Annotated in this window: 17 protein-coding genes; 14 read left to right on the forward strand and 3 right to left on the reverse strand. The window is 36.4% G+C overall.

Annotated elements, in window-relative coordinates:
* Positions 1 to 23: 23 nt before the first annotated feature.
* A complete protein-coding gene (locus MTF64_RS06485) occupies positions 24 to 1193 on the reverse strand; it encodes a putative manganese transporter (protein ID WP_248450931.1) in 1170 nt (389 codons plus the stop codon).
* 140 nt (positions 1194 to 1333) lie between these two features.
* Positions 1334 to 2959: a M28 family metallopeptidase gene (locus tag MTF64_RS06490; protein ID WP_248450932.1), complete on the reverse strand. Its 1626-nt coding sequence runs from the start codon at positions 2957 to 2959 to the stop codon at positions 1334 to 1336.
* Between the two features lie 113 nt (positions 2960 to 3072).
* Between MTF64_RS06490 and MTF64_RS06495 the strand changes: the two genes are divergently transcribed.
* Genes MTF64_RS06495 through MTF64_RS06505 form a run of 3 tightly spaced genes read left to right on the forward strand, consistent with a single transcriptional unit; the run spans position 3073 to position 5865 of the window.
* Complete coding sequence (locus MTF64_RS06495) at positions 3073 to 3885, forward strand: DUF3025 domain-containing protein (protein ID WP_054982553.1); 813 nt, start codon at positions 3073 to 3075, stop codon at positions 3883 to 3885.
* Positions 3882 to 4670 carry an ATP-binding cassette domain-containing protein gene (locus MTF64_RS06500; RefSeq protein WP_248450933.1) on the forward strand — a complete coding sequence of 263 codons (789 nt, stop codon included), beginning with the start codon at positions 3882 to 3884 and terminating at the stop codon, positions 4668 to 4670. The genes MTF64_RS06495 and MTF64_RS06500 overlap by 4 nt, the downstream gene beginning before the upstream one ends.
* Positions 4663 to 5865, forward strand: coding sequence for an ABC transporter permease (locus tag MTF64_RS06505; protein WP_248450934.1), 1203 nt, complete (start codon positions 4663 to 4665; stop codon positions 5863 to 5865). Before MTF64_RS06500 ends, MTF64_RS06505 begins: the two co-directional genes overlap by 8 nt.
* A 46-nt stretch (positions 5866 to 5911) precedes the next feature.
* On the opposite strand, the gene MTF64_RS06510 is transcribed toward MTF64_RS06505, so the two are convergent.
* Positions 5912 to 6703, reverse strand: coding sequence for an OmpA family protein (locus tag MTF64_RS06510; protein WP_248450935.1), 792 nt, complete (start codon positions 6701 to 6703; stop codon positions 5912 to 5914).
* Positions 6704 to 6818: 115 nt separating this feature from the next.
* Between MTF64_RS06510 and MTF64_RS06515 the strand changes: the two genes are divergently transcribed.
* From MTF64_RS06515 to MTF64_RS06565, 11 genes are all read left to right on the forward strand, one after another.
* Entirely contained in the window at positions 6819 to 7334 is a 516-nt protein-coding gene (locus MTF64_RS06515) for a response regulator transcription factor (protein ID WP_248450936.1), read from the forward strand.
* A 78-nt stretch (positions 7335 to 7412) separates the two neighbouring features.
* A complete protein-coding gene (locus MTF64_RS06520; RefSeq protein WP_248450937.1) occupies positions 7413 to 7697 on the forward strand; it encodes a pilus assembly protein in 285 nt (94 codons plus the stop codon).
* An 18-nt stretch (positions 7698 to 7715) separates the two neighbouring features.
* Positions 7716 to 8021: a pilus assembly protein gene (locus tag MTF64_RS06525; protein ID WP_248450938.1), complete on the forward strand. Its 306-nt coding sequence runs from the start codon at positions 7716 to 7718 to the stop codon at positions 8019 to 8021.
* A 49-nt stretch (positions 8022 to 8070) separates the two neighbouring features.
* Positions 8071 to 9450 (forward strand): Tad domain-containing protein, encoded by a 1380-nt coding sequence (locus MTF64_RS06530; protein WP_248450939.1) that lies wholly within the window; start codon positions 8071 to 8073, stop codon positions 9448 to 9450.
* A gap of 6 nt (positions 9451 to 9456) precedes the next feature.
* Positions 9457 to 10374, forward strand: coding sequence for a hypothetical protein (locus MTF64_RS06535; RefSeq protein WP_248450940.1), 918 nt, complete (start codon positions 9457 to 9459; stop codon positions 10372 to 10374).
* On the forward strand, positions 10371 to 11045 hold the full coding sequence (locus MTF64_RS06540; protein ID WP_248450941.1) for a hypothetical protein: 675 nt from the start codon (positions 10371 to 10373) through the stop codon (positions 11043 to 11045). The genes MTF64_RS06535 and MTF64_RS06540 overlap by 4 nt, the downstream gene beginning before the upstream one ends.
* Complete coding sequence (locus MTF64_RS06545) at positions 11035 to 11274, forward strand: hypothetical protein (protein ID WP_248450942.1); 240 nt, start codon at positions 11035 to 11037, stop codon at positions 11272 to 11274. Before MTF64_RS06540 ends, MTF64_RS06545 begins: the two co-directional genes overlap by 11 nt.
* A gap of 15 nt (positions 11275 to 11289) precedes the next feature.
* On the forward strand, positions 11290 to 12171 hold the full coding sequence (gene cpaB, locus MTF64_RS06550) for a Flp pilus assembly protein CpaB (protein ID WP_248450943.1): 882 nt from the start codon (positions 11290 to 11292) through the stop codon (positions 12169 to 12171).
* Positions 12172 to 12195: 24 nt separating this feature from the next.
* Positions 12196 to 13491, forward strand: coding sequence for a pilus assembly protein N-terminal domain-containing protein (locus MTF64_RS06555; protein ID WP_248450944.1), 1296 nt, complete (start codon positions 12196 to 12198; stop codon positions 13489 to 13491).
* Between the two features lie 10 nt (positions 13492 to 13501).
* Positions 13502 to 15223 carry an ATPase, T2SS/T4P/T4SS family gene (locus MTF64_RS06560; RefSeq protein WP_248450945.1) on the forward strand — a complete coding sequence of 574 codons (1722 nt, stop codon included), beginning with the start codon at positions 13502 to 13504 and terminating at the stop codon, positions 15221 to 15223.
* A complete protein-coding gene (locus MTF64_RS06565) occupies positions 15216 to 16064 on the forward strand; it encodes a type II secretion system F family protein (RefSeq protein WP_248450946.1) in 849 nt (282 codons plus the stop codon). Before MTF64_RS06560 ends, MTF64_RS06565 begins: the two co-directional genes overlap by 8 nt.
* Positions 16065 to 16066: the final 2 nt, after the last annotated feature.

The raw sequence follows: 16066 nt of genomic DNA on the forward strand, positions 1-16066 counted from the left end.
TGTACTTATGATTTTTTAAACTGTTAACTTAAAAAGTAAAGCCCGTAACCAACAACTAAAGCAGGTATAGAGGTATACAAGGTAGCAATTACAGCCGCTTTTGGCGCCATTGCAATGGCAGGAAACAAAGCATCGCCATCATTTGAAATCGCATTGGCAGCTAATGCACTAAAAGGAATAATGCCCTGTATATAAAGCGTGGTTACAATTATTTGTGGCCCACAGCCAGGTAAAAAACCAATGACGACTGCAATTAACGGTGCTAAATAGGCGTAGTGCATAAACCAGGTTTTTAAATCAAGGCCTACCACACTGACTAATATTTCAAACAGCATGAACGAAGCCACCACCCAAGCAGTTACAAAATGGGTATCTTGTAATACTTTTATAAGCTTTGAAGGCGGATTACATTCATCGTCTTCAGAGGTTACTTCTTTATAGCTTTCGCCTCTAGAAGAGTAGGCCCAGATAACAACCGTAAACAGTGCCATTGCTGCACCAAATAAGCTAATACCGGTGCTGGTATATTGACCAAATTGATCAAAGTTGACATTAAATGCAATTAAAAACGCAATGATTAAACTTGGAATAATGGCAAACATCCACACAGGTTTGCTAATTTTTATTATTTTAGTGGGCAAAACTTTAACTTGGTGTTTTTGCTCTTGTGCGCTGGGACGTAAAAAATCAGGTTTGTGAATTGCATTAACTATTAATCCACACAGCGTGCCTACCACTAAACCTATAGCCATTATTGTTAAGCCTTCAGTAGGGCGCGTAGCAAGCAGTAAAAAAGCAGCATCGCCCATTGTGGCGGTAAGTACAGCAACAATAGCCCCAAAGCTTGCTTGGCCTTTAGTGTATTGAGTAACCACAATAATTGCACCACCACAGCCGGGTAAAGCGCCAAGAACGGATGCAAACAGCACTTCAAGCGACTTAGATTTAGCGCTTAAGTAGCTCATTTCTAATTGAGGGATATGTTCTATTGCGTAGTAGTAAATAAGTAACGTAGCCGCTACAAATACACTAACCTGAAAAAACGCATCACTGAGAGCAGTAATGGTTATTTCGCGAAGACTAGGAACAGCTAAACATACCAATAAAAAAAGTGGTAGGAGTAAGCGTTTATTTTGGCTAACAAACCGTTTGGAAGCTGGCGTAATAAATCCTATTTGAGAGAGTAAAATCATAAGTGTGCCCCAGTTTTATTTTAACTAGGACACACTGTATACACCTTGCAAATGATAATCAATATCATTTGCATCTATTTAAATCGATAGCTCAGTTTGAGTTTTTCGATGGTAAATAACCTACGCTCAGGCTAAATGCATTATTTGCGTTGAAACTCTGAGTTTTCGTACCATGCAGGCCATTGTGCTTGCTCAGAAATATCAAAGCCTACTTTATAAAACAATTGTAAGTCTTGCACCGCACCCGATAAATCCCACTCATCGCGGTATCTGTCACAGGGTTGATGGTAACAACCACGTAGCACTAAGCTCATACGTTTACGATAATTTGCTGTATCCTCATCAGCGGCAACAGTTCCGCCGCCTGCATACATAGCCGGAATGCCCATGTTTGCAAATGCAAAATGATCAGAGCGGTAATAACCACCTGATGATGGTTTAGGGTCGCCCGCTATTGTTCTACCTTGCTCTTTTGCTGCTTTGGCTAGTAGGTCGTCCATTTGCGACTTTCCTAAACCTACTACGCTCATGTCTTTTACTTTACCTAATAAGTTCAGGCTATCCATGTTTATATTGGCGACTGTTTTATCGGCAGCAATAACTGGGTTAGCAGCGTAGTATTTAGACCCAAGTAAGCCTTGCTCTTCAGCCGTAACAGCTAAAAATGTCATTGAGCGAGTAGGGTGCTTTGGCAGCTTAGTAAATGCCTCTGCAACCTCAATTAGCCCCGCAGTGCCTGTGGCGTTATCGTGTGCCCCATTATAAATTTGGTCGCCCTTACGGGTCGTATCTGTACCTAGGTGATCCCAATGCGCTGAATAAATAACATGTTCATCCGCTTTTTCGCTACCCGGCAACGTGGCAATAAAGTTATACGACACCGATTTTTTAATTGTATTTTTAACATTAACCGATGCAGTTAAATCGCCCATGTCAACGTTATACGAACCTTTAGCTGCATTGGCTTTTGCAGTCTCAAAATCCAAACCCGCTTTAGCAAATAACTCTTTTGCTACATCAGTGGTCACCCAGCCTTCAACCGCAACGCGGTCCATATTGTTGTTCTCTTTTTGAAAACCAAACTGCTCACCGCTCCATGAGTTTTCAACAACTGACCACGGGTATGACGCAGGGGCGGTTTCGTGAATGATAATAGCACCGGCTGCACCTTGACGACTCGCTTCTTCATATTTATAAGTCCAACGGCCGTAGTAGGTCATTGCATCGCCGGTAAATAACGCAGGATCTTTTGTAGCAAAACCCGGATCGTTAACAAGCATTACAACAGTTTTGCCTTTTACGTCTAGGCCTTCGTAATCGTTCCAGTTATATTCAGGGGCATTTACACCGTAACCTACGAAGACAAGCTCTGAATTTTCAATCCCTTCTTGTGCGCTAATGCGGCTACTGCCCATAACCATATCTTTTTTGTATTGATAATCTTTACCACCAATACTTAATACCATATTTGAATCAGCTTCTAATGAAACAAGCGGCACTTCTTGTAAAAAGCTATCACCATTACCAGGTTCAAACCCTAATGCTTTAAATTGAGTAGTTAAGTAATCTAGGGTTAGTTTTTCACCTTCAGATGAAGGCGCTCTACCGCCAAATTCATCAGAGGCAAGCACTTTAATGTGCGCTGCAAGTTCATCTGCTTTAATACTGTTGTAACCATTTGTTACATCGGTAGGTGTAATACTTGTTGTTGCACAGCCAGCTAACACAGCGCCAGCAATCAGTGTGAGAGAGAAATATCGTTTCATAGTAGCTCTATTCTTGTTCTAAGATGTGATTAGTATATTAACTTCTATTAATTAGAACCAGTTTTTGCGGTAAACTGCCCGCAAATTAACAGCATAAATTGTTAAAGGTATAAATGAAGCGCTTTACTCCGCCCGAGCAATGGCAAGTTAGTAGTTTGAAAAGCGGTGCGTTTGAGCACTTACGAACACTGTTTAATATTGATAAACAAACTGATTGGCCAACCCCCGATTGGTTCACTGTGTATTTGAATGCCATTAATGCTAATAACCTGCCAATAACGTTTGAAGACGATGCAAACGTTGATTTTGGCGAGCGCTATTATGAGCAAGTCATTTTTGAAACTGGCGTAGTGCCTACACGTAGTAAAAATTGGCACGACTTATTTGGTGGCTTTATTTGGTGTTTGTTTCCAAAAACCAAGGCGCTTATTAATCAGCGCCACGTACAAGAAATAGCGCAACATGGCTTAAAGCAACGTACTAAACATCGTAATGCACTCACATTATTTGACGAGTGCGGCGTGGTGCTTGCCATTAGTGATACTAAGTGGCAAACGCTTTTAACAGACCACCAATGGAAAACGGCATTTATAACTCACCGAGAAGAGTGGGGCAAAACAATACAACCTTTTATGTTTGGCCACGCTAATTATGAAATGCTCACAAAACCCTATATTGGTTTAACGGGTAAAGCGTTATTTGTAAATGTACCGGATGAAATATTTTGTAAAGATTTAGTTACTCAATATCAGTACCTAGACCAAGTACTTTATGAGAAGATAAAAATAGAGCATTGCTTAGCCGATAACAAACAGCTTTCTCCATTGCCATTATTAGGTGTACCAGGATGGCATGACGCAAATGAGAATGAATCGTTCTATGATAATACCGATTACTTTAGAGCTAAACGAAGGATACGAAAATGATAGAAGTCGCAGGGCTTAAAAAAAAGTTTAAGTTAACCAAGGATCATAAAAAAAATAAAGTTGATGATATAGACCCGCGTGAAGATAAAGATTTTTTTCATTCTGTAAGAGATGTCAGCTTTCAATGTGCAAAAGGCGAAGTGTTAGGGTTACTTGGCCCTAATGGCGCAGGTAAAACTACTACATTGCGTATGCTCTCAACGGCACTTAAGCCCGATGAAGGCACAATAACTATTGCCGGCAACGACATAATTAAAAAGCCGTTAGTAGGGCGCAAGTCTATTGGTTTTTTATCCGGTTCAACTGGTTTGTATGGTCGCCTGACCGTTAAAGAAAATATTGAATACTTTGCAAAGCTTCATGGAATGAACAAAGAGCAAATAGCGGCTCGTTGTGAGGAGCTTTTTACTTTGCTCGACATGCATAAATTTATTGATAAACGTGCAGAAAACCTATCTACCGGCATGAAGCAAAAAGCCAATATTGCCCGTGCTGTGGTACATCACCCAGAAGTGGTGGTACTCGATGAGCCAACCACAGGCCTTGATATCATGACCACACAAACAGTTATAAACTTTATAAAAGGCTTAAAGGCGCAAGGCACGCCTGTTATTTTTTCAACGCACCATTTAGATGAAGTCGCCCTTTTATGTGACCGTGTTGCGGTAATTAATGAAGGCGTAAGCTGCTTTGACGGCACACTTGCTGAATTCAAACAGGCAGGTAATAGCGAAGAGCTAAACCAAGCGTTTATGAACATATTAACGGAGAAACACTATGTTTGAAGTTTTTAAAAAGGAATTAACAGAACTCCTACGCGATAAAAAAACTTTAATGTTTGTTATAGCGCTACCAGTTCTAATTTTTCCAGTAATATTTGGAACTTTAGGTTACTTTATGGCTCAAGCGCATTTAGATGCGGAACAAGAGGTCCATAACTACTTCATCATTGGTGATAAAAATGCTAAAGGCTTTAGTGAGTCAGTTTTTTATCACAAAAATTTTAAATTAAAAGATGACTTAAAATTGAACTCTCGGCAGGAATTAAAAGATGCTGTAACAAATGAGTTGATTGACCTAGGCATTTATATATCAAGTCAACAAGTTTCAAATGATAAAAATACAATAAAAATTGAAGTGATTTATAATAACTCTAGTAGAGTAAATTATATCACTGAGAAAATTAATAAAATATTTGCTGAGTATAAAATACTTGTACAATATAAAAACCTAAAAAAGTTAGGGGTTACCAAGAAGCAAGAACAAGAGTTTATATTATCGCCGATAGAGTTGGAGCTGATAGATTCGTCAAATGCTAGAGAAAGTTTTGGGGAAAAAATTGGTATATTATTACCTTATTTACTAATACCTATAGTTTTGACTGGGGCAAGTTATCCGGCAATTGATCTTGGCGCCGGAGAAAAGGAAAGAGGAACTTTAGAAACATTATTACTTACTCCTATTACTAGAACTCAATTAGTGATTGGTAAGTTTATAACAATTTTAACTGCTTCCTTAGTAACATCTTTAATTACAGTGTTCAGTCTTGGTAGCTGGATGTTTATAGCAAAACAATTTATCTCAATATCTTTTATACTAGATGCAATCGAGCTCATTGGCACCTTGGATTTGCTATTAATTTTACTTTTATTGATACCATTAGCATGTATTTTTTCAAGTGTTGTTTTAGCTATTTCAATTTACGCAAAAACTTTTAAAGAAGCTCAAAATTATATGGGACCACTGTCTATTTTAACATTTTTCCCTCTCGCTATATCAATGATGCCAAACATGGAATTAAATTTAAAAACCGCGCTTATTCCTATAGTAAATATATCGTTAGCCATTAGAGAACTATTAAAAGGAACTGTAGAATATAATCATGTTTATTTAATTATTGGATCAACAAGTATCATAGCAATGATATCAATTCTTTTTTGTATAAAGTGGTTTAATAAAGAAGAAGTTTTATTTAGGTAAAATCTGTGCACTAAAATACACAAAAGTATTTTAGTGCAGCATAAATTTACAAGCTAAAACTAATTTCTACTCTTCTGTTCTTAGAATCATCAGAACTTATTGGTGCTAAGCTTCCCATTGCTTTAATTTTAACATGTGAGCTACTTATTCCATTGTTAATGAAATAATCAGCGACTACTTTTGCTCTTTTTAGTGAAAGCTGCATGTTTAGATCATAATTCCCAGAATTATCCGTATGGCCTGTAATGATAATATTTTCGTTATCACTTCTGCTTTCAACTAAATAATTTAGATATTTATAGTAAGATTTTGCGATTTTGTAGGAGTTTAAATCAAAGTAGATATCATTAATCTGATTGCTACTTACTGGAGGGAGAACCTCTTTTATATTATTAATTTTTCTGATAAATACAAAAGATTTATCTTCATATGATGATAAATGAATAATCTGTAAATTATTACTTATTCTAAAGGTGGCAACCCTCTGTTTATTTTTATCACTAATAAAGTGTACTGAATCTATGCTGTTTGCTAACTCAATTGAGTTTCCACATAATTCAAATAAGCATTCATTAACCAAGGTGTAACTTTCTGATAGTAGGTGTTGATAAATTTCTATATATTTATCGGTTGCATCACTGTAATCACTAAAGGTTAAACTTTTGAAGTTGGAAGATGAAGCAACCATCTTCTTTTTGCCTAAGGTAAAGCTATAAAGACTTTCGGTGCCCGACTTTATCATTTGTCTATCCTCAATATAGCTTGGTGCTGAAGAGGCATTAGAAATAAAAGAGGTAAGTAAAGACGAGAAAAGAAGTGAAGATACATATTTTTTCATGAATAACATCCATATTATTTTTTCTTAAATTAACATTTTATGAAATTGGTTGCAACTTCGGGTACATTTCATTAAAGTTATCGGCTTATGTATATGCGATAAAGGAATACAGCAAATGCAAAGAGTTAATACTATAGAAAATGAAATCATCCGTCTCAAAAACTCTGGTATCGCTTATAAATTAGCAACTAAAACCAATAATACGGAGATTTTGGACGAGCCATTAAATGATGTTTTAGTTCTTTCTTATGTTCCAATTGATTTAGAGTTTGAGTATCAACTTTTAAATAGAAAGGCGTCTGGTATCGTTTGGCTCCCAATAAAGAATACTGATATTGAAGAAGTTATAGAAACCTTAAATAATGGTGGTAAATGGTTTAGTAGAGTGACTTTAACTAGAAAAATAACCGACACCTTCGATAAGAAAAACTACAAAGTAGACATAAATTCTTTCGGCTTAACTAAAAGAGAAAAGCAAATTGTTGAACAATTAAAGTTAGGTTATAGCAATAAAGAAATAGCCAGAAACAAATGTATAAGTGAAGCAACAGTAAAATCACATGTAAAAAACATACTTTTCAAAACTAATACTAAAAATAGAACTTCTTTGTTAATCCAGCTTTCAAAATAAAATCATCCCTTAGGATGATTTTTTTGTTAAAAAAAGGATATTAAAATTTAAATTCAATTAACGTACAAGGAGTAAACAATGAATACGAATAAAAAACAACTAGGGCAAGGAATGACTGAATATATCATCATTGTTGCTTTAATTGCTGTTTCTGCAATCGGTGTATATAGTTTTTTTGGTAAAACTATCCGTAACCAAGTATCTGCACTTGCCTCTGAGGTTTCTGGTAAAAATTCAAGCGGCAATATTGAAGCTGCACAGTTAGCTTCAGATAATGCAAAAACTAACGCAAATAAAGATTACGACTTAGGCAACTTTAATGAAGGCGCAGCGCAAACTGAAGGCGGTTCAGGTAGTAACTAGCAGATTTAGGAGCTTCTAATGGTTATACGTCAAAAGGGTCAAGGTCTAACTGAGTACCTTATCATTGTTGCTTTAATAGCTGTTTCAGCGATAGGAGTTTATAGTTTTTTTGGTAAAACTATTCGTAACCAAGTGTCTGCATTATCTTCTGAGGTCTCAGGTAAGAACTCAAGTGCAAATATTGGTTCGGCACAAACTGCATCTCAAGCTGCGACTGATAATGCAAATCAAGATTACGATCTTGGTAATTTTAATGATGGAGCTGCTCAAGGTGAGGGTGGTTCTGATGGCGGTTCCGGCGATGGTTCAGGCACTGTAGATTAGACGTAATAGCCATAATTGAATTTTAATTATGGCTTTTTAAGGTAGTAATATGCACAAGGAACGTGGACAATCATTAGTATTAGGAAGTGTGTTTTTAGCAACTATTGTTGTTTCGCTTCTATATCTCTTCAATGTATCCCAACAAAACCTAAATAAAACAAAATTGCAAAATAGCGCCGACGCTACTGTAATCAGTGGTGCAAACCTGCTTGCTAGAGACTTAAATTTTAAAGCCTATACTAACCGAGCAATGGTGGCTAATCATGTTGCAGTTGCACAATATGTTGGCCTTTCTTCCTGGGGGAATTTTGCTGAAAAAACAGGTGAAAACATTGCCGATGTAACTTCTTGGATACCTTTGGTAGGCCAAATTACTTCTGCTGTAGAGGGCGTTTTAACAGCAATTAATCAGGTTTTGCAACCTGTTATGAAAGGGGCTGTATTTGCTACAGATATTGTTAATTCTGGATTGTCTCTATCACAAGATTTAATGAATGCGGCCACCATGGTCGCTCTTGTTGAGACTTCAAAAAATGTTTTAGAAGCAAATGATAGTGACGCATATGTTGATATTGCTTCAGCAGTAGGCGTAGGAGAGTTTCTTTTATATGATTGGGTTGATTTTCAAGGAAGCTATGATAGGCAAGATGATACTGGCCGTTATCAAGAACACTTTGATTTAATAACTAACTCTGTAGATCCCTTCACTGAGAACAGGAGTTTTAGCTGGGGGTTTCCCTTTTCTCAAACGATTTTCCCAGACAAAGTTAATACCAGACAAGCCGGTGGTACAGAGCTATTTAAAAACGGCGATGAGGCTGAGGTATGGAGTGCTATGGATACCTTAGGGTTTCATGTATATCATTATAGTTGTAGGTTAACTAGTGGTTGTAAATGGCGAGGAGGTGAGGTCCCTGTCGGTTGGGGAGCTAGTCACGCAGGCAGTGATAAAGATACAACCAACTATAGAAGTGATAGTTACTATGGCCGTTCTCGGGATATAAATGGAAGAGCCTCAAGATATGCTCATGAGAATGAAGAAGACATAAATTCATATTACTCAGGGTTACAAAGTTTTTATGATATTTCTCAAGTAGAACAAACAAACACAGCCCCTATGCTAACTCTAGCAATATCTAAAGATAAATCAGACATAACCACGTCTAGTACATTTAATATAGGTACAGAAAACCCAGATTCAACCCGGTTAATAGACATAGATATTGAAGAAAGTGTTGCGTTACCAAGAGATAAACTGACAGTTTTAAGTAAAGCAAAAATTTACTATTATCGCGATCAATCGTTATGGGGGCGCAGCGATTCTAAATGGGAATATGGCAATCTTTACAACCCATATTGGCAGGTGACTTTGAATGAAACAGATAATAGTGAAAGAGTTTTGTTAACTGCTCTCGCACTGGTTTTGTGAGGTTTTATGAAATATCAAAAAGGCCAATCTTTAGTCGAACTTAGTGTGTTTATTACGTTCATTATTGCCCCTTTAATGTTGTTGTTACCTTACTTTAGCAAAATAATAGAAGCGAAACATTATTCAGATATGTCATCGAGGTATATTGCTTGGGAAAGGACAACATGGCTCGAAAGGACACCGGGTAACTGGAGTGGGAGCACGAGCACATTAGCTATTAAAAACTCTGACAGAGTTCATCAAGAAGTTCCTTGGCGAATACTAAATGGTCATAACTCAAGTATTGTTTCTGATAGTCCGGCCGAAGAATGGAAAAAAGAAGATGCAGCAGTATATCTATATTTTAATCAGGCATCACAAAACAGTGACGAATTTTTACTCGCTGAGTTTAATCCTGAGGAGGATGATAGTAATAATCACATATTCTTTAATACAGAATTAAATAAAAAAAGTGTTCCGGGAACTATGTCATCATTAATTTCAGGAGCACTATCAGTTTTAGAAATAGGTAATTTTAGCGTTGAGAAAAAAGGTTATTACGAGGCAAATCATAAAATACAAATAACAAGCCATAAACTATTAGAGTTTATAAATGAAGATAGTGAACAAGACCCCGGAAATGAAAATGCCGATGAAGAAAATAAACGTTCACATCAATTTGAATTTCCAATTGAGTCAAAAACCTATTTAGTTGCAAATGGGTGGAATGTTGGTGGTGAACAACATAATAAGAACCGTGTAAAGTCATTGGTCCCCTCTAATTTATTAGACGCTGGAATTATTAACACACTACGTGATGGTTTATCTCAAATTCCTATTGCTAAAAAGTTAAATTCAAGTTCGCTTAAATTTGGTTATATAAAAATGGATGAATTGCCTAACTCTCGAAAAGGAAGTACTAGCACACAAGGAAATGAAAAATGAAGAAGAATTTTTATCTCAAAATTATCTTAATAATATTTATAAGTTTTAAAGCCCATGCAAATATTAATTTTCCTGATAGTTCAACTGTGGTCGTGGTGTCAGATGGAATGCTCGTTGATGGCTTAAATATGAGGGCTTGGGAATTTAAAAGTAAAAATAAATTAAATGAAAACATTCATTATTTTACCAAACAATGGCAACCCCTAAGTGATAAGTTCACTCATAAACAATTAAAAGAATGGGAAGTGTTAAACGCTGTAATAGATGGGGTAATTTACACGGCTAAATTACGCTCTGCTGGGAATGATTTTACTTTTGGCTACATAGCAACCTCAGCGAAGCCAGACCAGCACTTAAGTAAAATAGATAAATCGCTACAAGATTTCCCTATGCCAAGTGGTACAACTGTAGTGAGAGAAATAAAATCGGCAGATGGGGCTAAGATATCAAGTACTATGATTTTAGATAATACGTTATCTGTGAAAAGTAATTTAAGTTTTTATAAAAAATATTTCACAAAACATAGTTGGACTATAGATAAAGCTATATATACAAAAAACCTTGATAATGGTGTATTCATCGCTAGAAATGGTCCAAATAACGTGAGTATAACTTTTATGCGAAGAAAACAAAGAACATTCATTACAGCGGTAAGAGAAGATGTTAAATAATTTACAGAAGGGACAGTCATCCGTTGAATATTTAGTGATTACTTCAGCTATGGTTTTTTCGCTCTTAATGCCAGTTCCTGATAATGAATTAACAAATAATAATTGGTTAACAAAATATCAAGGTAAAAACGTTGTAGAAATCTTAGCAGACAAATTTAAAAGAGCTTATAACAATTACAGCTATGCTAAAGCTTTACCACCATTACCTGATGACTTTGAAAGTCTATAAAGCAAGGAAGTACAAGTGAAAATAAGAAATTTATTAGATAAGAATTGGGTTTTATTGATTATATCTTTAATACTTGGTGTGGCCGCTGCTTGGTCTGTTGGAAAGTATATAGAGTCAAAAGAGGATGAATTAAAAACTTTTTACTCAAAAAGTGATGAAAAAAAAGTTCCAGTTATTGTGGTAACAAAACCATTATTTAAAGGTACTACTATTAATAAAGTATCTGTAGCGGTAAGGGAGATTCCAACAAACTATTTACCGGCCGGCACTATTCATCCGAGTGAGTTCGCTGAGATTGATGGGCAAATGTTACTTACGGATGTATCTACTGGACAACCCCTTTTAAGGGCATATTTGCCTGGTAAAGGGTTGCAACAGTTTTCTGATATTTTAACCGATGGACGAAGAGCAGTTACAATACAAATAGATGAAACTAATTCAACGGCAGGGTTATTAGTAGCTGGTGATAAAGTTGATTTGTATTTATTATCAGAAAAACAGCAAGATAAACCTCAGTTAGAGCTACTTATTGAAAGTGTTAATGTTCTTGCAACTGGCCAAATTACAGCTGATAAGCATAAAGAAATAGTCGATGAGATATATAATGATCCAACCAACTATAGCACTTTAACTTTAGATGTTTCGGTACTCGATGCTGCTAGGGTAAGCCTTGCTAAAGAACATGGAAAGTTTGTTACTTTATTAAAAAACAGACAAGATAAAAAAATTGTAACAGAGCGTCTTGTGGATTCGTCATCTTTATTTAAATCATCAGGCGGTGAAGATGAAGTTGAGATGATCTTTGGTGGTTCAGGAGCTGTTGCTCAATCTGTTACAACCTATATTGATAAATCAAAAAAAACTGAAGTAGCTTCAGTGACAAAAAATAAATTATAAAAATAGTTGTAAAGGAATACATTTATGTATCGCGTTTTAAAGTACTGCATTATCGCCTTAATAATAATTTCATCAAAATCTTACGCACTAACACCTAGTGATATAGAAATGAAAGTTGGAACCTTGAGTTTACTTCCCATTGAGGACGTAAAAAGAATTGCAGTGGCAAAGCCAGGAGTTGTTAGCGCCAAAGTGATTGATAATAAAAGTGTACTGCTTATTGCAGAAACACCAGGTGAAACTCAGTTACAGATTTGGGATAAAAATGACAACAAAGCAAAGCTTAATATCATTGTTAGTTTAATAGATAATTCGACTTTGGTTGAGAAGGTTAATGGCTTAATAGCTGGTTTACCAGGTTTGTCAGTAAGAGAAGTCGGAGGCCTAGTTGTATTAGAAGGCACTGTAGATAAAGCGACAGCTTCAAAAGCAGATAATATAGCAAAACTTGTTCCAAATTTAACATCTTTAGTCACAACAAAAGACCTTGAAATTAAGCAGATGATCCGTATGGATGTCAATATTGTTGAGATAGGTAAGAAAACACTTAAAAATTTAGGGGTTAAATGGGGCTCGTCAGCTGCTGGCCCTGCCTTTGGTGCTGTTAGTAATTGGACTAGTAATGATTTATTTTCAGTTTACACACCAAGTACTGTCTCAGACTCAATATTTGAACAAGTTGGGGATGTTCTTGTAGGGTCAAATAGTTTTTCACATTTTGGTATCGTGACAGGCCTCACTTCACAAATACAGCTTTTGTCGGAACAAGGTGATGCACGCATGTTAGCACAACCAACCTTGAGCACTCGCAGTGGTGAAAAAGCACGGTTCTTAGCGGGTGGAGAAATACCAATTCCTCTACTTTCTGCAAATGGTTCACCAAGTGTTGAATTTAAAGAGTATGGGATTAAGTTAGAGATCGAGCCAGTATCAGACACTGAAGGTAATATCGTATCTTACGTTAGTGCAGAAGTTAGCTCTGTAGATGCATCAGTACAAGTAGCAGGCATACCTGGTTTTAAAACGCGTGAAACAGAGTCAGTAGTTAATGTTAAAAACGGCGATACTATTGTCATTTCAGGCTTAGTTTCAAGCGAGATGTCTAAAGCTGTAAATAAAGTACCTTTTTTAGGTTCTATACCAATTTTAGGCGAGTTATTTAAATCTAGAGATTTTGCTGATAATAAAACTGAACTGGTGATTTTAGTTACACCTCACATAGTATCACTACAGAGTGAAAACCAAAAAAACAGGCTTAAGCGTGCCAGAGATATGATAGATGAAGCACAGCAGCTTGAAGCTTTTTATATTTTAGACTAAGGATAGCACTATGTTTGATGTAATTGTCCAAACTGCCAAAGGTACACCGGTAAATAGAATTAAATGCAATGAAAAAACCTGTGTGATTGGCAAAGATAAACAGCATAAAGTGAGTCTCCATGGTTTTAAGGTATCTAAAGAGCACGCGAAACTTTATTTAAATGACGAGGGAATTTTCTTAGAAGACAGAGCAAGCCGTACGGGTACACAAGTAAATGGAAATAAAATTGACTCTGCTGGTCCGCTAAAGTCCACTGACCTTATCGAAATTGGTGGTTATCATATAAGAGTAGAACTTAACGAAGGCTTTGATTCATTAAAAGAAAACAAACCTGAAAATACACATTTAAAGTCTAGTTCTGAAGTAACTTTTGATGATCTTACACCACAAAGTAAACAATCTGTTGAAGTACATAATGAAGCAACTGTAGAAGAACTAGAAACTCGTAAAAGAATAAAAAAACGTAACGAACTTAGGAAAGAAGTACACAAGGAGTTAATTAAACAAATTGACCTTCGTCGAGTAAATGTATCAGAAATGAGCGATGAGGAACTAAGAAAGCAAAGTAAAGGGCTTATTGAGTCAATAATCTTTAAATTACAAATACCAGTAAACGTAGATTTTGATGAGCTTTGCAAAGAGGTTCTAGATGAAACTATTGGATTAGGGCCACTTGAAAATATTATTAGTGATCCTGATGTTTCAGAAATTATGGTTAATTCCCACGATGAAATATTTTATGAAAAAGCGGGTAAGCTATTTTTATCTGACATTGCTTTTACTGATGATCAAGCCGTATTAAGTGCTATTGAGAGAATTGTTACACCGCTAGGGCGAAGGATTGACGAAGGCCAGCCAATGGTTGATGCGCGGCTAAAAGATGGGTCTCGTGTAAATGCCATTATTCCGCCTTTAGCATTAAAAGGACCTTGCATCACGATTCGTAAATTCATGGCCAAAAAGTTAGAAGCAGAAGATTTAGTAAACTTTGGTTCGATGTCTCCGGCCATGGTTAAGTTTTTACAAATGACAGTTGTAAATAAGAGGAATGTAGTTATTTCTGGTGGTACTGGTTCTGGTAAAACAACATTGCTTAACGTTTTATCTAATTTCATTCCAGATGATGAACGTATAATCACAGTCGAGGATGCCGCCGAGTTAAAACTTTATCAGCCTAATCTAGTATCACTAGAAGCAAGGCCCCCAAACCAAGAAGGTAAGGGAGCTGTAGAAATTCGTGACTTAGTAAAAAACTGCTTACGTATGCGACCAGACAGAATTGTTGTTGGTGAGTGTCGTGGTGGTGAAGCACTGGATATGCTTCAAGCCATGAACACAGGCCATGATGGATCTTTAACAACTGCTCACGCCAACACTCCGCGAGATTGTATATCACGTTTAGAAGTAATGGTTATGATGGCCGGAATGGATTTACCTATACAAGCTATACGAGAACAAATTGGTTCCGCAGTTAACATGATTGTGCAGCAATCACGTTTTAGCGATGGCTCAAGACGTGTTACTTCTATTTGTGAAGTAACAGGCGTTGAAGGTAACGTACTTCAGCTTTCTGAAATATTTAAATTTAAGCAAACAGGCTATGACATAAACGGCAAAGTACAAGGTGAATACGTCGCAACAGGAATGATCCCTGAGTTTTACGAAAAGCTTCGCGATAGAGGTGTTGATGTTGACCTTGGTATTTTTAAAACAGGCGATCATCATGAGTAATATAGTAATAATGACACTGGTTGGGCTAACAGTAACCTTACTTATTTATGCTGGTAACTTTGTTTCCCGTGAGTTGGCACAAAAATACCGAGAAACATTCACTCATGCGGCCAAAGTAAACCTATCAGATATGTTTTTATTTATAGAACCACAGAAACTGTTTATTTTTAACATGATAGGTATGTTTGTATTTTTTTTAATAGTTTGGGTATATACAGGGGCGGTTGTACTTGCATTTATATTAGTGAGTATTATTGCCTTTTTGCCACCCTATTTTTATAAATTTTTACAAAAGCGCAGACGTAAATTGTTTATAAAGCAGTTGCCTGATGCCTTGAACATGGTATGTGCTTCGATGCGCTCAGGGTCAAGTTTAACGAATGCGTTAGAAACGATGGCACAGGAACAATCCGCACCAATCAGTCAAGAGTTTTCATTGTTTTTAAGAGAGCAGCGCCTCGGTGTAGACTTTAACGATGGCTTGAATAATATGTTAACTCGTATCCCTGAGCTTGACTTTAAATTAGTGGTTTCTGGCATGCAAATTTCTAAGGAAATAGGTGGGAATCTCGCTGAAACTCTTGAAAGGCTAGCGGACACACTTAGAAGAAAATTAGAAATGGAAGGTAAGATAGATGCATTAACTGGTCAAGGTAAAATGCAAGGCATAGTAATGACTGCATTACCTTTATTTATAGGCTTTATTTTATACCATATGGAGCCTATACACATGATGCGGCTTTTTACAGAGCCAATGGGGTGGGCTGTTTGTGCAGTTACCGCAATAATGCTTTATGTTGGTTATATATTCATCCGTAAAATTGTAAATATAGATGTGTAGGT

Source organism: Pseudoalteromonas sp. 2CM41L (genome assembly GCF_023161905.1).
GTDB classification, from domain to species: domain Bacteria; phylum Pseudomonadota; class Gammaproteobacteria; order Enterobacterales; family Alteromonadaceae; genus Pseudoalteromonas; species Pseudoalteromonas atlantica.